Here is a 15740-nt window from a genome sequence, read left to right as displayed (position 1 = left end):
GTCACTCCTCACGAGCCCCACGGCCCCGCCGAGCGAGGAGGGCCCGAGCCAGCTCCTCGAAACCCTTCCCCTCGGCTGCCCGGGTAATGAAAGCCGGCGGCGCTTCAATGCGGTCCAACACCGCGCGCACGTTGGCCACGCCCACGCCCAGCTCGAAAGCCTGGAACATCGGGGCGTCGTTGAAAGAATCCCCTACATACACGTAACGGCCGTCCCGAGGCTCCAGCCGCTCGCCCCACGCCACCCGCGCGAAGCGCCGCGTCGCCGTCAGCTTGTCGAAGCGACCGAGCCAGCAGTTGACGTGCACGGACGAGCGCACCGCCGTCACCCCGCGCGCATGCAGCAGCGCCTCGATGCGCGACGCTCCCGCCTCACCCAGGCGGGCTTCCTCGTTGTAGTCCACGGCCAGGTCCACCTCCGTGTACGCACTGTCCACCGACAGCCGCGCCCCGGGGACCTGCTTCAGCACCCGCCCGACTTCCTTCTCGAGCCGACGCCGGTTCGCCACGCGCTCGGCTGGCGCCTCCAGGTACACCTTGCGCAGCCCTCGCTTGCCTCGCAGGAAGAACAGGCCGCCGTTCTCCACGATGACGCCATCCACCGGGAGCTGCCGCGCCCACGCCTCACCCCACCCCGCGGGCCTTCCGCTCACCAGCACCACGCGCAGACCGGCCGCGGACAGCCGTTCCAGCGCTCGCACGGTGTCCGCGCGCAGCCGGTGGCCGGTGGTGAGGGTGCCATCCACGTCCGTGAAGACACCCTCGACACGGGACAGGTCCGCCTCGCGCAGCGGGCGCGGTTCCACCTTGCTGGACGCCGCCATCACATCACGTCCAGTTGGGCCAACAGTCCCTGGAAGACCTCGATGGTGGCGCTCAGCTCCGGGCCCGCGAGCTGCACCAGGGGCTGCTTGCGGACCTTGCGCAGGAACGCGTCCAGGTCGGAGGCCCGCCCGTAGAGAGACTGGGCGCTGGCGGCGGCCTCGGCCAGGAGCCGGGCGGAGACGGGCGCGTCCGAGTCCGCCAACGACGAGGCCCGCTCCAGCTTCACGCCGCAGGAGGCCCACACCTCGCGGTCATGGATGATGAGCACCTGGCGCTGATTCACGGCGGACAGGCCCCGGACGAACGCGTCCAGCTCGCTCACCACCTTGATGAGTTCCTCACGGGAGGGGTTGGGCAGAATCGCCAGCCGCCCCACCTCCGCGCGCATCTCCACGATGTGGCGCTTGTCCTGCGCGCGCAGGTTCCGGTACGCGGCCGTGCGGCCGAAGGCGTCCATCTCCGTCTGGAGCTGCTGGGCGTTCCACTGCACGTCCTCGGGCTCGGCCTCGCGGACCTTGTTGTGCCGCGCCGTGAGGATGCGGCCCAGGTCCGCGGTGATGGCGCGCACCGTCACCGCCGCCTTCACCTCCGCCTCGTGCCCCGGTACCACCTGCGCCCGCGTCACCTCGCCGAAGGTGCTCGCCGTCTCGAAGACCAGGTTGCTGATCTCCTCGCGGAAGCGCGCCCGGAAGCGCTGGATTTCAGCCAGCAGCGTCCACCTGTCGCTCACCACGGACGGGTTGCGCATCGCCTCGCCGAGCTGGGTGACCCCCTGGGCGAGCTGCGACATCGCCTCCCGGAGCAGCGTGGCCGGGTCCTTGGAGGGCGCGCCGTCCATCTCCCTCATCAGGTCCGCGAGTCCCTCCGAGGACTGGGCGGGGAACTGCTCGCGGATGACGTTCAAGAGGGCGTTGACGTCCATCACCGTGTCTCGGATGACGGGCGCCATCTCCTCCCAGAGCGAGAGGTCCGGGCTGGAGTCCACCACCGGCGTCTCGTACTTCACCAGGTCCATGTCACTCAGCCGGCCAATGGCCTGGGCGGCGGCGGCGTACACCTTGCGCAGCCGGCCCGCGAAGGCGCGGTCGGGGTGGGCCTGAAGGATTTCCTCGAGCCTTGGGGTCAGGGAGGTCTGCGGGTTATCGGCGTCAGCGGACACGGGAGGCACACTCTAGCGCTCGACTTCCGCGCGGGGGAGTTCTAGCACTCGGACCGGGGCCGCGCCGCAAGGCCCGGGAGCGCTACGGGATGATTCAGGTCTGTCTGCTGAAGGACGGAACCCTCTTCACCGGGGGTGAGGAACTGCTCGGTGAGGAGGGCCGGAAGTGGATTGACGTCCTCCACCCCGACGAGGCGGTGATGGGGCGACTGGCCGAGCGCTTCGGGCTCCACAAGCTGGCCGTCGAGGACTGCCTCCACCTGGACCAACGGCCCAAGCTGGAAGAATACCCGAACCATGTCTTCATCGTCCTCCAGGGGTTCACCGCCGGGAAGGACGTGTGCGAGCTGACGCTGCATGAGCACCACTTCTTCCTCGCGAAGGAGTGGATCATCACCGTGCACGAGCTGCCCTTCGCGGGACTGGACGGCGTCCAGCAGCGCATCCGCGCGGATCCGAACTCGACGCTCGGCCGCGGCACGGACTTCGTCCTCTACCTGCTGGCGGATGGACTGGTGGATGCGCAGTTCCCCATCCTCGACACGTTCAGTGACGAGCTGGAGGACCTGGAGGTGTCCATCTTCGAGCGGGCGGAGAAGTCCCACCTGCAGCGCATCTTCGAGATGAAGCGGATGCTGGTGCAGCTGCGGCGGGTGCTGTCACCGCAGCGGGACGTGGTGGGGCTGATGGCGCGGCGAGGCATCCCCCACGTCGACGAGCGCTCCACGCTCTACTTCCGCGACGTGTATGACCACCTGGTGCGCCTGTACGAGCAGATTGATGCCGGGCGCGACATCCTGGGCAACGTCATGGACGGCTACCTGTCCATGGTGGCCAACAAGACGAACGACATCACCAAGCAGCTCACCATCTTCGCCACCATCTTCCTGCCGCTGTCGTTCATCGTCGGATTCTTCGGGCAGAACTTCGATGCGCTGTCGGGTCGGGGCTCGTACATCGCCATGTGGGTGATGATTGTCGCCCTGCCCGTGGCCCTGTTCTTCTGGTTCAAGAGCAAGCAGTGGCTCTGAGAGCCCGCTTGGAGGACGCATGCTGACCGTCACCGTGGATGGAATCCCGCTGCACTACCGCGACGTGGGCCAGGGCCTGGCCGTGCTGTTGCTGCACGCCTTCCCTCTCAACGGGGACGCGTTCGACGCCCAGGTGAAGGCCCTGTCCGGGCGCTACCGCTTCATCGTCCCGGACATCCGAGGCTTCGGTCAGAGCAAGCTCGGTGAAGGCCCTACCGAGATGTCCCGCATCGCGAGTGACGCGCTGGGGCTGCTGGATGCGCTGAACATCGACCGGGCCGTGGTGGGCGGCGTGTCCATGGGTGGCTACGCGGCCATGGCCCTGCTGCGCGAGGACGCGGGCCGGGTGGCGGGCCTGGTGTTGATGGACACGCAGTGCACCGCCGATGACGACGCGGGCAAGGCGAAGCGGGAGGCCTCCGCGAAGGAGGCCCTGGAGAAGGGCCACGACGCCGTCATCCAGGCCCTGATGCCCAAGCTCATCGCCTCGCCTCCGGATTCGACGGTAGGGCGCGCGGTGGAGGCGCAGATTCGCACGGCCTCGCGAGAGGGCATCGCCGCGGCCCAGCGAGGCATGGCACTGCGCCCGGACAGCAAGGACATCCTGGCGCGCTATGCCGGGCCCGCGCTGGTGGTGGTGGGCGAGCACGACGCCATCACCCCGCTGGAGAAGGCGAAGCAGCTGGTGGACCTCATCTCCGGAGCGAAGCTGGAGGTCATCCCCGGCGCCGCGCACCTGTCCAACATGGAGCAGCCGGACAAGGTCAACGCGGCGCTCGACGCGTTCCTCTCGACGCTGCGCTGAGGCTCAGGAGCCCCGCGCCTTCGAGCGCCGGGCTTCCTCCAGCACGTGGTCCTTGAGCAGATAGCCGAAGCCCGCGTTGTGGAGACGGAGGAGCAGCTCCTGTTTGGTGGAGCCCAGCTCCTCCGCGGTGTCCTCCAGGTTCCACGAGGAGGCCGCCAGCTGTTGCAGCAGATACGCCCTGCGCGTCTGTGCCGAGGAGAGCCGGTAGGTCTTGAGGTACTCCAGGGTTCCATCGGGGCCGATGATGGCCTCGCCCAGGTGGTTCTCCTCCGAGGGGACCAGACTGGTGTGGAAGTGCTGGAGCAGGAAGGGCCCGGCCTCGTAGACCTTCCGGGACGTCACCTCCACGCCGAACAGCCCGCCCGCCATGAAGCCGTGGAAGGCCGCCCAGTCCGCGCGCATGCGCGCCACCTCCGTGCGCAGGTCCTCCATGCTGGACACGCGCTTCGCGTCCAGGGACAGGCCCAGCTCCGGCGCCTCCAGGAGATATCCGTACTGGAGCAGCAGGTCCCCGTAGAAGTCCTCGAGCAGCGTGCGGTGCAGCAGGCGGTAGTCGTCCGGGTGCGCGACGATGAACGCGGAGAGCAGCTCGTCCGCGTTGAACAGCAGCAGTCCCACTTGCTGCTCGTGGACCTCGAAGGTGCGCAACGCGCCGTCCAGCGCGGAGCTGGCCCACCCGGGCACCACGCCTTCCACGCGGGGGCTCAGCCCGTGGGACAGGGCCTCCCGCGAGTACTCCGCCCAGGCGATATCCGGCCCGCCGAAGTGCAGCGCCAGGAAGCCCTCCATGGCCAGGTGCAGCGGCAGCATGCGCAGCTGGTTGCGGTCCTCGCGGTGCACCATCCGGTGCAGCAACCGCACGGAGAACGGGCCCACCTTCACCTTCTTGCCCTCGGGCGCCTGCAAGCGCGTGCCGTAGACGGCCTCCGCCTGCCGGTTGCCCCAGCTCACCACCATACCGTGCGGAATATAGGAGACGTACTTGAGCCCGCGGCTCGTCGGCGCACCCTCCAGGGCCACCACCGACAGCGGCGCGTCCGAGTAGTCCCTCCGCGCGAAGCGAAGGTCTCCCTTCACCTCGTCCCGCAGCACCGGCACCAGACGGATGCGCCCGAAGACTTGCGACGGCGCCAGCCTCAGGCCCTTCGGATCCAGGCGTTGAATGAGTCGCGTGTCCGTCATGCCTCGCCCTCCTCCACTCCTACGACGGGCACTCCCGGTGCCACGCTGGCCTCCGCACTGGCGTTCCTGCGTGCGTCACGCTCCAGCCAGGACGCCACCCGCGCGGAGAGATAGCGCTCCAGCTCCGCCAGCGACGCGGTGCCCTCCGCGAAGCGCGCGAAACCCAGCACCGTGGGCACGTCCTCTGCGTCCCTCACGCCCACCGTGGCCACCGCGCCACCGAACGAGCGCGGCGAGTACTCCTCCGCATCGAAGACGGGGTTGACGTGCACCAGCGCCGTGCGGCGTCCCGGGTCCAACCGCTCGCGGAACACCCGCGTCAGCTCCGCCACGGCCTTGGGCGGATCATTGTCGTAGCCGTCGGAGACGATGACCACCAGCTCCGCGCCCCAGGCCAGCGCATCCAGGAGCGGCGTGGCGAGGTCCGTCTGCCCCCGTGCGGTGACGAGCAATGGCTCCTCCACGGGGCACGTCCAGAAGGCGCGGTACTCGCGAGCGGAGGCGGACAGCAGATAGTGCGACGCCAGGGCCACGCCCAGGGGACGCCGCCGCTTCTGCAACGAGCCCGACGAGGAGTAGCTGTTGTCCAGCACCGCCGCCACGCGCCCGAGCGTGGCCGGTGCCCGCGCCAGCACCCGCGCCGACGCACGCTCCAGCGCGGTGTGCAGCTCGTCCCGGCGCGCCTTGCGGACCTCCTCCTTCATCGACAGGACATAGAGCGCCAGCTTCGTCAGCGGAGCGCGCGACAGGTCCACCTGAGGCTCCACGGCGCCCTCTCGCGCGGCGGACTCCTGGAGGCGCAGTCGCTCCGCCTGGGTGAGCCGGGGCTCGATTCGCTGGAGGAACACGTCGCGGGGGACGCCGTGCTTCTGGGCCAGCCCCTCCGCCACGGTGTAGGGCAGCTCGTAGAGCGCCTCCTGGGCGAAGTGGGCCTTGCGGAACGTCTCCAGCAACGGCTGCGTGTAGACGCGCTTCTTCCAGCCGCGGAAGAGGAACGGGCCCAGCTCACCGTCCAGCTTCAGGTGGCCATGCACCACCGCCGCGCGCAGCTTGGCGCGGTACTTCACCGCGTCGAAGGGCAGGTTCGAGCGCCCCGCCAGGTACTCGCGGGCGATGGCCCGGGCCCGGCGGTTGTTGATGTGCCGCGAGCGCAAGGACTCCAGCACCCGGAAGGCGCGCTGGGTCGGCAGGCCGCGCAGCGCCGCGGCGATGAGCGCGCCTTCTTCCTGACGCTCCACCGGGTCCGCCGGGCTGCCGACGGCGAGCAGGTTGAGGATGATCTGCGCCTGATTGAAGTGGTTGATGCCCGCGGCGAGCGTGCGCCGGTACAGGCGCCGGTAGTTGCCGAGGATGTACTGGTGCAGGAACTCGATGGAGACCGATTGCCCCCGTGCGTCACCGTAGAACTCCCGCTGCCCCGTGCAGGAGAAACACGCGTTGACGAACATCACCAGGTCCTCGCGGGCGACCTGTTCGATGCGGACTTCGGCGGCCACGGCCATCGCGCGCACTGCCTCCGGACAGGAGAGAGGAGCGCCGCTCGGGGAGAAGTGAAACGACCAGCGTGTCAGGCTCCAAAGGCTTGAATCGGAAGTCGCATCGGAGTCCCGCGAGCGGCGGCTCCGACGCTACCACACGTCCCGTCCCGAAGAGTCCTGACGCCCGCCTTCAGCGCGTCACGGCTGGCACGTCACCTCGGAGTTGTCGACCTCGCAGGAGGCACACGTCGCCGTCTCCACCAGGGTCCCCTGGCGGCACTCCAGCACGGCCTTGCCGTCCTGGCGGCACAACCCGCGGCCCTCGGAGCTGGAGGAGCAGGCATCCCCCGCGGCATTCCCGGAGGTGTCGCACCGCACGGCCTCATCGGACTCGCGGCAGCCGAGCGGCCCCCGACAGGGGACCTCCCGCCACGTCCCGGAGCGGCACTCCAGCGCGAGGACATTCTCCTGACAGACGAAGCTGCCCGCTTCATCACAATCGTCTCCCGCGCTGGCGCCACCGCAGCCGGAGAGAAGGAGGGAGCCAACGACGGACACAAGGACGAAGAGAGAGCGGTTCATGAGCTTGCGGCCAATATTTCGAGCGGACCGCCGCCGGTCAACCACCCAGTGTCGACTGGAAGAAACGCCGGAAATTTCCTCCCATGACTCGTTCCACCCAGGACTCTGGATGTCGGCGCAGCAGTGCCGTGGTGAGCAGGTGCAAGTCGGTGACGTCCTTCATCCCCCGTGGCAGGGGCACCATTCCGTCGTAATCCGAACCCAAGCCCACGCCCTCCTCGCCCATGACGTCCACCGCGTGTTCGATGTGGCGGACCACGTCATCCACCGCGTCCCCCCCCAGATAGACGGGGGCGAAGATGATGCCCACCACCCCACCCCGGTCCGCGATGAAGCGCAGCGAGGCGTCGCTCAGGTTGCGCCACCCTCCCCCCGCGGCGCGCACGCCCGTGTGCGAACAGAAGAACCGCACCGTGGGGTGGGTGAAGAGATTCTCCAGCGTGCGCTCGGAGGCGTGCGCCACGTCCACGCTCAGCCCCAGCCGGGCCATCTCCTCCATCACCTGATGCCCCAGGGACGTCAGGCCCCGGTTGCCCATCATCGGGAAGGAGGAGCCTCCCAGGTCATTGTTCGACAGGTGCGTGAGCCCCATGAAGCGCACGCCCCTGCGGTGCAGCTCCGCCAGTCGCTCCACCTGTCCTTCAATCGCATGCCCGCCTTCCACGCCCAGCACCGCGGACAGCCGCCCCCGGGCCAGGTTCTCCTCCAGGATGGACGCCGTCGTGGTGATGCGCGCCGCATCCTCGGAGCGACGGCAGAACTCCTCCATGCGCTCAATCTGCCAGAGGGCGCGAGTCCACTCGCTCGCGCGCGCCTCCCGGGGCCAGCCGCGCCACGCGGCGAACACCGGGAAGCCCCCGATGAAGGGAAAGCCCCGGGTGACGATGGTGAAGCATTGAAGCTTCACCCCCGCCTCCCGCAGCCGGGGAAAGTCCACGTGCCCCTCGTCCGAGCGCGCGCACAAGTCCCGGTTCCACATGAGGGAGTCCGCGTGCCCGTCCGCGATGCACCAGCGCTGGTGAAGTTCGTTCACGTCGCCCATAGGCGCATCAGTCTGCCTGTCCGCGCGCGCCAGACAAGCACCCTTCCCACGCCCCGCGCCCCGCCAACACTCCGCTCACGTCCCGGCCATGGACGCGCCACCGAGCCCCGACGCCGTGGGAAGCCCCTCGTCCGAGGACAACACGTCCGCGGAGCGCCTGCGGGAGCGCGCGTCCTGACGCACCTGGGTCGCCTCACGGGCGGCCTCCGAAGGCCCGTAGGCGTAGCCCCGCCCGCCCAGCACCGCGCGCAGGGAGTCCCGCAGCTCCAGCGCCGTCTGGAAGCGCTCCTCCGGCTCACGGCGCAAGAGCCGCGCGAGGATGGCCCGCAGGGGTGAGGACACGGAGCGCGTGGCGTGGTCCACATGCTCCGGCGCGAAGCACGCCATGCGCGCCGCCATCTGGGGCGCGGACAGCCAGCTCGGGTTCTCCGCCTGGAGGGTCTCCGCGTCCGGAGCCGGACCGGCCGCCAGCGCCGCGCGCTCCACCGCCTCCAGGTCCAGCAGATGCAACCCCGTGAGCAGCTCCAGCAGCACCACGCCCAGCGAGAACAGGTCCGAGCGCCCATCCAGAGGCTGGCGCAGCAGTGCCTCCGGCGAGGCATACGCCAGGTCTCCCCGGACGACGTGGGCCTCGGTGGCCACGCGCCCTGGCAGCCGGGCCCAGGCCAGGGCGAAGTCCGCCAGCTTCACGTGGCCTCTCACATCCAGGCGCAGCGTGCGGGGACTGACGTCGCGGTGGACGAGTCCCAGCGGCCGGCCGCGATCATCTTCCAGCGTGTGAGCGTGGTGGAGCGCGTCCGCCACCTCCGCGCCCACGTAGGCGGCGAACGCCTCCGAGAGCGGCCGCCGCCGCAGCGCCGCGAAGCTGACCAGCGTCTCCAGGCTCTGCCCCTCCACGTACTCCATCACGAGGTGGGGCAGCCCCTCATGCACCCGCACCAGGAACACCTGGGCGATGGCCGGATGGGACAGCCGCATCAACAGTTTGACCTCCTCGCGAAGCCGCGCCCGTCCCAGTTCGTCGCCCGCGTCTTGCAAGCGCTTGATGAGCACCAGGTCTCCGGGCGTGTCCAGGTAGTGCCTGCGCGCGATGAGCAGCTCTCCCGAGCCGCGCGCGCCCAGGTACCGGATGAGTTCGTACGCCGTGGCGCCGGTGGTGAAGAGGATGAAGGGCCTGGCAGGGGGTTGTGCAGGGTGGTGGGTGCCCATTTCGAATGACTGCTCCCGGGTATGAAGGTCCTCCCCAAGGTTGGGAAGGCGTGAGGAAACCCCACGCGTCCTTCCTACCACCCAGGTCCGACACACCCTTCCAACCCCTCGGAATGGATTCAGGGAAAAAAGGGAACGGCCCCCACCGAAGTGGGAGCCGCCCCGGGTCCATCCACTATGAGAGACGAACCGACCGCGTATGGCGGACTACTGGTTGGTGGGCGTCACGGCCTTGGTGACGCTCAGCTCGCGGACCACCATGTCCTTGCCGTCCTGCACGTACGAGGCGCGGACCTGGTCACCCTCCTTGATGTCCTTCACCTTCACGGCGCGGTTGTCCTGGAGGATGCGGCTCTGGTCATTCGTCTTCAGCTTGAGCTGACGATTGTTGGTGGTGTCCACCAGGGTCAGCGAGTCACCACTGGTGGAAAGCACGCGGCCCTGCACGCTGGTGGCGGCCATGGTGGCCCCCGCCGCGCCGGAGCCGCCCGTGGCCAGGTCCTCATTGAGGTCGCGCTGCGCCTCGTTCAAGTCCTTCTGCTCGTCGCGGACGTCCTCCTGGGCGCTGGCGATCTCCTCATTCGCCTCGCGATGCGTCTCCGCGATCTCTTCCTGCGCGTTTCGCTGCGTATCCGCGATGTCACGCTGCTCCTCCTGACGGGCTTCCGCCGTCTCCTGGCGGGCCTCCGTCTGCGCTTCCGCGACGTCCTGGCGCTGTTCCGCGACGTTGTCGCGCTTGCTGCAACCGGAAACCATCGCCAGAGCCGCAACCGCACCGACCGCCATCATGAGCTTGCGCATTTGTTCCGCCCCTTTCGGTAGGCTTTGGGGAGAGCCTGTCTCCCGGTGTTGGGCAGAAAGTGAGCGCTCCTCTCGCACTTGCACAGGGCTTGCGCAGGGCGTTTGGAGGACACAGGGGCATCGATCTACGCACGAGGGCCCCGGTCGCCCGGCCGCTCTCCGTGGGAACAATCCCCGGTACTACCCCGCGCGGGGAACGAAGGTACCCAGGCAGGCACGCTTCATTCCCACCTCGCGCGGATCACGGCCCGGCGTCGGCTCCGCCATCCCCGCGGCCACCATCGGCGGTGCCACCATCCGACGCCTCGCTGCCCGCGTCACCGCAGAAGGGCGCTCCCCCCTCCACCCATCGCGCGATGATGGCGCGCTGGGCGGCGGTGGGTTGCGGGACGACGCTGACCTCGGGCGGCATGTCCTGCAACACGGAGGTGCGCACGCGAATTCGCGAGGCCTTCGCGAAAGCACCCGGCAGGCCCCCGCCGTCCGCGCCACCATCCGCGGGCGCGTAGTAGTCCAACCGGAACGAGGTCTGCGCGCTGTCGCTGGTATCCGCGCCGTGGCACTTGCTCACGCAGCTGGCGGCGAGGATGGGCTGCACGTCGTCGCAGTACGTGGGCACCGGCCCCGCGTCGACATCCCCCGCGTCGGGAATACCGGGCAGCCCCAGCACCTCGCACGTCCGGCCCTGACCCTGTCGCACCGCGACACAGGTGTGCGTGTCGGGACAGTCGCTGGCCGTCTCGCACGTCTTGCCGGTGAAGTCCGCCACGTCGATGGTGCAGGCCACGGTGAACGCAACGACGCCGGCCGCGCTCGCGAGGAGTTTCTTCATGATGGGGCTCGTCCTGGAACCTGGAACCTGAAAGCGAGGGGGTACGGCGAGGGACTTCAGGGCCCGGCGTCGGCCGGAGCGTCGCAGAGCGGAGCGCCCCCGACGACCCAGCGTGCAATCAGCGCGCGCTCTTCCGCGGTGGGGGCCGGGCTTCCGGCGGGAGGCATGTCCTTCAGGTCCGACGCGCGCACCCGGATGCGCAGCGCCTTGGCTCGCGCGCCGGGGAGGCCGTTGCCCGTCGGCTCGAAGTAGTCCAGCCGGAACGAAGGCTGACTGCTCCCGCTGGTGTCCTCGCCATGGCAGGAGCTCACACACGTGGCGGCGAGGATGGGCTGGATGTCCTTGCAGTACGTGGGCACCGGGCCCGCGTCGGCGCCGCCGCCGTCGGCCTGTGTGTAGTACGGCGGGTAGATGACCTCGCACGTGCGCTGGCCGTCGGCACCCAGCGCCGTGCAGGCATAGGCGGCGGGACACTCGGAGTTGTCCGTGCAGGCCCTGCCGGCGAGGTCATCCACGTTGAGGGAGCAGGCCACGGCGGCGAGCACGGCGCCGCAGGCCAGGAGGGGGACAGGAGAGCGGAGGGCCACGGGGGGCTCGTTCAGAAGTGGTAGGTGAGGCTCGCCTTGTCGGCGGCCTCGTCGGGCAGCAGCTCCAGCACCAGACCGTACAGCACCGCGGCGCCCGCGGCGGCGTACATCAAGTTCGCGGCGGTGGAAGCCGAGCGGGCCCGGTCCAACGTCTCACTGGCATCCCGCGCCGACGACAGGCTCTGCGCGCGCTTGGCCTCGCCCTGCGCGAAGAAGCCCAGCCCCAGTCCCCCCAGGGCGAGCACACCGCCGGCGACGAACGCATACCGGTGGCCGTGGAGCACGGGCGTGGGCGCGCGGACCGGAGCGTCCAGCGTGGCGACCGGTTCGTCCGCCAGCGCGGTGAGGGGCAGCCCGAGCGCGACGATGAGCGCGATGGAGACAAGCCTGCTGGGAGCCATGAGCATGGCGTCGAGTATACCGGTGACGATGGCGAACGTACTGCCGGAGTGTGCGTTGACAGCACGGTAGGGCGCCCTGTAGTGCGTCCCCCAAGTCCCCATCGCAAGGAGCCGTGACGCCGTGCAGGTCTGGGTCAACGGAGAAACGCGCGAGGTGCCGGAGGCCATCACCCTCTCGGCGCTGCTGGAATCGCTGCGAGTCGGCGGTCCGGGCGTGGCCGTGGAAGTGAACGCCGAGGTGGTGCGCCGCGCCCGCCACCCCGAGCATCACCTCCAGCCCGGGGACCGCGTGGAGATCGTCACCTTCGTCGGCGGCGGGTAGCGAGGAGATGGCCATGAGCATCCAGGACAAGCCCTTCACCATCGCGGGGGTGACCTTCACCTCCCGCCTCATCCTCGGGACGGGGAAGTACCCCAGCCACGACGTGATGAAGCGCTGCCACGAGTCCTCCGGCACGGAGATGGTCACCGTGGCCGTGCGCCGGCTGGACTTGAAGGCCACGGGCGAGGCCTCGCTCATGCGCTGGATTGACCGCGAGCGGCTGCGCCTCTTGCCCAACACCGCCCTCTGCTACACGGCCGACGACGCGGTGCGCACCTGCCGGCTCGCGGAGGAGCTGGGCATGAGCAAGTGGGTCAAGCTGGAGGTCCTCGGCGACGAGAAGACGCTCTATCCAGACGTCGAGGAGACGGTGAAGGCGGCCCGCATCCTGGTGAAGGAGGGCTTCACCGTGCTGCCCTACACCAGCGATGACCCCATCACCGCGCGCAAGCTGGAGGACGCGGGCTGCGCGGCGGTGATGCCGCTGGGAGCGCCCATCGGCAGTGGCCTGGGCATCCGCAACCCGCACAACCTGCGCCTCATCCTGGAGACGGTGAAGGTGCCCGTCATCGTCGACGCGGGCGTGGGAACCGCGTCCGACGCGGCCATCGCCATGGAGCTGGGCGTGGACGCCGTGCTGATGAACACCGCCATCGCCGGCGCGCAGGACCCCGTGCGCATGGCCGTCGCCATGAAGAAGGCCGTGGAGGCGGGCCGGGACGCGTACCTCGCCGGCCGCATCCCCCGGAAGGCCTACGGCTCCGCGTCCAGCCCGCTCGAAGGCATCGTCCAGTAGGCCCATGTCCCTTCCGGTGACGCCCGCCCTTCCCCGGCTCGTCGTCATCACCGACTGGCGCCTGCCCCGCGAGCAACTCCTCGGCGCGCTCTCCCGCGCGCTCCAGGCGGGGCCCGACGTCGCCGTCCAGCATCGCCATCCGGAGGCCACCGGCCGCCGCTTCCTCGAGGATGCGCGGGTCCTCGCCGCGCTCTGCCAGGCCCGAGGCAATCCGCTGTTCGTCAATGGCCGGCTGGACGTCGCCCTCCTCGTGGGCGCGCACCTGCACCTGCCCTCGCAAGGGCCCACGGCCGAGGACGTCCGCCCTCACCTGCCCGCTGGCCGGCTCGTCAGCGTGGCGGTCCATGACACCCGCGAGGCCCAGGCGGCGCGCGGCGCGGACCTGGCCCTGGTGAGCCCTGTGTTCGCTCCCGGCTCCAAGCCCGGGGACACCCGGACGACGCTCGGCCCCGAGGGCTTCGGCGTGCTCGCCTCGCACCTGCCCTGCCCCGCGTTCGCGCTCGGAGGAATCACCGCGGAGAGGGCGAGCAGGCTCACCGGCGCGGCGGGCTTCGCCGTCATCTCCGCCGTGCTGGAGGCGGCGGACCCGGCCCAAGCGGCGCGAGCACTGCTGGCCGCATGCGCGCCCCGGGCTATGCTGCGCGTCCCGTGACTCCGACTCCCTCTGTCCCCGAGCTGCGCCCCCTCGCCCTGGGCGAGCTGATTGACCGCTCCGTCACCTTCTGGCGCGGCCACCTCAAGCCCCTCTTCGTGCTGAGCCTCGGCTACGCCCTGGTCAACTACATCGCGACCAAGGCGACGCTCCAGCTGACGCGCTGGCTGACGCCCATGCTCTACGTGACGGACAAGGACGCCGTCTCCAAGGAGGCGCCGCTGGAGATGATGGGACAGGCGGGCCTGTCGCTGATGCTCTGGTGCGGGCTGTTCACGTTCCTCATCTGGAGCTACTGGCTGGCCATGGTGGCGAGCGCCCGCTACGTGCTGTCCGCGCAGCTCGGCACGCCCGTGAGCCCGGCGGACAGCCTGCGCCGGAGTCTGTCCAAGGTCGGCGCGGTGACGGGGGCCTTCCTCCTGTCGCTCGGGTGGTCGACGCTGGTGACGCTGGTGGCGAGCATCCCCGGCACCGTGCTGATGGCGGCAGGTGGCGTCGCCACGGCGATGGACTCGAAGGTGCTGGGCATCGTGCTGCTGGGGGTGGGCGGGCTGCTGCTGACGCTGGGACTGCTCGGGTCCGTGCTCTGGTACTTCCTGCGCTTCCTGCTGCTGCCTCCCGCGCTGGCCATGGAGGACCTGGGGGCATGGGGCGCCTTCAAGCGCTCGGGCGCGATGCTGTCGGGGCGAGTGGAGCCGGGCTTCCTGGGGCGGGTGATGGTGCGCGGGATGATTCTCTTCACGGTGGTGAGCCTCATCCTCTTCTCGGTGCACCTGCTCTTCGGCATCCCCTCGTGGCTGGTGATGATGCCCTATGGCAACCCCTTCGCGGCGGACACCATGGCGCGCACGCCGCAGCTTCTTCTGGTGCCCGTGGAGATCCTCCAGGTGGCGGCGCAGGCCTTCTTCTCCCCCGTCAACTTCGTCGTCTGCTCGTTCTTCTACCTGGACCTGCGCGTGCGCCGGGAAGCCCTGGATTTGGAGCAGAAGTTGGGCGCGGAGCCGTCGTCGCCTCTCGCCGCCTGACGTCGAGCCTCTTCGTGACAAGCCTGCCCCTGTTGCTGCTGCTGGCCACCCTGCCCTGCGACGAGCGCGAGGCCACCACGCGCGCGTTGGAAGAGACCGCGCAGGCGCGTCCTGAAGAGCTGGCCCCAGCCGTGGCGGAGCTGGGACGGCGCATGGGCGGCATGCCGCTTCCGCCGGCGTGGCCGGACGCCAAACCGCCCGAGCGCGCCCGACAGGTGGCGGACTTCCTGGAGAAGGCCTGCGCGCTGGAGCAACAGGAGGCCGCGTCGAAGGAAGCCGTGGAGGAGCTGTCCGGAGAGGAGCGTGAGCGCCTCACGGACGTGCTCGACAGGCCCGAGTTCTCCCGCGCCCGGCAGCGCCACGGCGACGTCGTGAAACAACTGCTTCGCAAGCTGGAGGCCTGGCTGGAGGGACTGTTCGAGTCGCGTGAGGCCCAGGGCTTCGCGGTGGCGACGCGCGCGGTGATGCTGGGGTGCGCGATAGCGCTGGTGCTGTGGGGGGCGTTGAAGCTGCGCTCCCTGCGCCTGCGCGGAAACACCGTGGCCCCAGGAGCCTCCGACGCTGGCGCGCCGCTGGTGTTGGACGCTCCGCCGGAGCACCTGAAGCGCGCTCGGACGGCGCTGGCCTCGGACGCGCGCGAGGCGATTCGCGAGGCCCTGCTGGGCCTGCTGTCCTCGCTGGAGGAGCAACGGCTGGCGCGTCCAGACCGGGTGAAGACCAACCGCGAGCTTGCGGCGGAGCTGCCATCGCGCGGAGCCCCGGCCTCTGTCACTCGCGAGGTCGAACGACTGATGTCCTGGTACGACCAGGCATTCTACTCGCTGACTCCCGTGCCGGAGGCAGAGGCCACGCGGTTCGTCGAGGCGGTGGAGCGACTCCACGGAACGCTGGGAACAGAGGTCGCGGCATGAAGCGCGCACGACCTCGGGGCTTCACCGAAAGCGCCTCCTCGACAACACCCCTACGCGACACCAGGCACGCAGATCGCGCCACGAAGCGCGCGCTGCGTCGC

Annotated in this window: 18 protein-coding genes; 7 read left to right on the top strand and 11 right to left on the bottom strand. The window is 69.7% G+C overall.

Annotated features, from left to right (window positions below; all coding sequences use genetic code 11):
* Position 1: 1 nt before the first annotated feature.
* Together LZ199_RS30060 and LZ199_RS30055 are read right to left on the bottom strand one after the other, a co-directional pair.
* Positions 2-823 (bottom strand): HAD-IIB family hydrolase, encoded by an 822-nt coding sequence (locus LZ199_RS30060; protein WP_253997217.1) that lies wholly within the window; start codon positions 821-823, stop codon positions 2-4.
* The gene (locus LZ199_RS30055; protein WP_253997216.1) at positions 823-1992 is read right to left on the bottom strand and encodes a hypothetical protein; all 1170 of its coding nucleotides are present in this window, start codon (positions 1990-1992) and stop codon (positions 823-825) included. Before LZ199_RS30055 ends, LZ199_RS30060 begins: the two co-directional genes overlap by 1 nt.
* 80 nt (positions 1993-2072) lie before the next feature.
* Here LZ199_RS30055 and corA point away from each other — a divergent pair, with 80 nt between their 5' ends.
* Together corA and LZ199_RS30045 are read left to right on the top strand one after the other, a co-directional pair.
* The gene (gene corA, locus LZ199_RS30050; RefSeq protein WP_253997215.1) at positions 2073-3014 is read left to right on the top strand and encodes a magnesium/cobalt transporter CorA; all 942 of its coding nucleotides are present in this window, start codon (positions 2073-2075) and stop codon (positions 3012-3014) included.
* 19 nt (positions 3015-3033) lie between these two features.
* A complete protein-coding gene (locus LZ199_RS30045; protein WP_253997214.1) occupies positions 3034-3819 on the top strand; it encodes an alpha/beta fold hydrolase in 786 nt (261 codons plus the stop codon).
* Positions 3820-3822: 3 nt separating this feature from the next.
* Here LZ199_RS30045 and LZ199_RS30040 read toward each other — a convergent pair whose 3' ends face one another.
* The 9 genes from LZ199_RS30040 to LZ199_RS30000 all read right to left on the bottom strand — a co-directional run bounded on the left by LZ199_RS30040 (position 3823) and on the right by LZ199_RS30000 (position 11933).
* Complete coding sequence (locus LZ199_RS30040) at positions 3823-5001, bottom strand: ARPP-2 domain-containing protein (protein WP_253997213.1); 1179 nt, start codon at positions 4999-5001, stop codon at positions 3823-3825.
* Positions 4998-6503: a hypothetical protein gene (locus LZ199_RS30035; RefSeq protein ID WP_253997212.1), complete on the bottom strand. Its 1506-nt coding sequence runs from the start codon at positions 6501-6503 to the stop codon at positions 4998-5000. Before LZ199_RS30035 ends, LZ199_RS30040 begins: the two co-directional genes overlap by 4 nt.
* Before the next feature lie 174 nt (positions 6504-6677).
* Positions 6678-7061 (bottom strand): hypothetical protein, encoded by a 384-nt coding sequence (locus tag LZ199_RS30030; RefSeq protein WP_253997211.1) that lies wholly within the window; start codon positions 7059-7061, stop codon positions 6678-6680.
* Positions 7062-7098: 37 nt separating this feature from the next.
* Positions 7099-8103 (bottom strand): dipeptidase, encoded by a 1005-nt coding sequence (locus LZ199_RS30025; RefSeq protein ID WP_253997210.1) that lies wholly within the window; start codon positions 8101-8103, stop codon positions 7099-7101.
* Between the two features lie 75 nt (positions 8104-8178).
* Positions 8179-9312 (bottom strand): serine/threonine-protein kinase, encoded by a 1134-nt coding sequence (locus tag LZ199_RS30020; protein ID WP_253997209.1) that lies wholly within the window; start codon positions 9310-9312, stop codon positions 8179-8181.
* A 207-nt stretch (positions 9313-9519) separates the two neighbouring features.
* A complete protein-coding gene (locus tag LZ199_RS30015; RefSeq protein WP_253997208.1) occupies positions 9520-10068 on the bottom strand; it encodes a hypothetical protein in 549 nt (182 codons plus the stop codon).
* A gap of 286 nt (positions 10069-10354) precedes the next feature.
* Complete coding sequence (locus tag LZ199_RS30010) at positions 10355-10945, bottom strand: hypothetical protein (RefSeq protein ID WP_253997207.1); 591 nt, start codon at positions 10943-10945, stop codon at positions 10355-10357.
* Positions 10946-11001: 56 nt separating this feature from the next.
* The gene (locus LZ199_RS30005; RefSeq protein ID WP_253997206.1) at positions 11002-11532 is read right to left on the bottom strand and encodes a hypothetical protein; all 531 of its coding nucleotides are present in this window, start codon (positions 11530-11532) and stop codon (positions 11002-11004) included.
* 11 nt (positions 11533-11543) lie between these two features.
* Entirely contained in the window at positions 11544-11933 is a 390-nt protein-coding gene (locus LZ199_RS30000) for a hypothetical protein (protein ID WP_253997205.1), read from the bottom strand.
* A 121-nt stretch (positions 11934-12054) separates the two neighbouring features.
* Between LZ199_RS30000 and thiS the strand changes: the two genes are divergently transcribed.
* The 5 genes from thiS to LZ199_RS29975 are packed head-to-tail and all read left to right on the top strand — an operon-like array spanning position 12055 to position 15639.
* Positions 12055-12255, top strand: a complete 201-nt coding sequence (thiS, locus tag LZ199_RS29995; RefSeq protein ID WP_163870546.1) for a sulfur carrier protein ThiS — start codon at positions 12055-12057, stop codon at positions 12253-12255.
* Between the two features lie 13 nt (positions 12256-12268).
* Positions 12269-13051, top strand: coding sequence for a thiazole synthase (locus LZ199_RS29990; RefSeq protein ID WP_253997204.1), 783 nt, complete (start codon positions 12269-12271; stop codon positions 13049-13051).
* Between the two features lie 4 nt (positions 13052-13055).
* A complete protein-coding gene (locus tag LZ199_RS29985) occupies positions 13056-13703 on the top strand; it encodes a thiamine phosphate synthase (protein ID WP_253997203.1) in 648 nt (215 codons plus the stop codon).
* On the top strand, positions 13700-14728 hold the full coding sequence (locus LZ199_RS29980) for a hypothetical protein (RefSeq protein ID WP_253997202.1): 1029 nt from the start codon (positions 13700-13702) through the stop codon (positions 14726-14728). The genes LZ199_RS29985 and LZ199_RS29980 overlap by 4 nt, the downstream gene beginning before the upstream one ends.
* A 14-nt stretch (positions 14729-14742) precedes the next feature.
* Positions 14743-15639 carry a DUF4129 domain-containing protein gene (locus LZ199_RS29975; RefSeq protein WP_253997201.1) on the top strand — a complete coding sequence of 299 codons (897 nt, stop codon included), beginning with the start codon at positions 14743-14745 and terminating at the stop codon, positions 15637-15639.
* Positions 15640-15740: the final 101 nt, after the last annotated feature.

Source organism: Myxococcus qinghaiensis, assembly GCF_024198215.1.
Taxonomy (GTDB): domain Bacteria; phylum Myxococcota; class Myxococcia; order Myxococcales; family Myxococcaceae; genus Myxococcus; species Myxococcus qinghaiensis.
The sequence above is the reverse complement of the archived record's forward strand: the minus strand, read 5'-3'. Positions and strand labels throughout refer to the sequence as shown.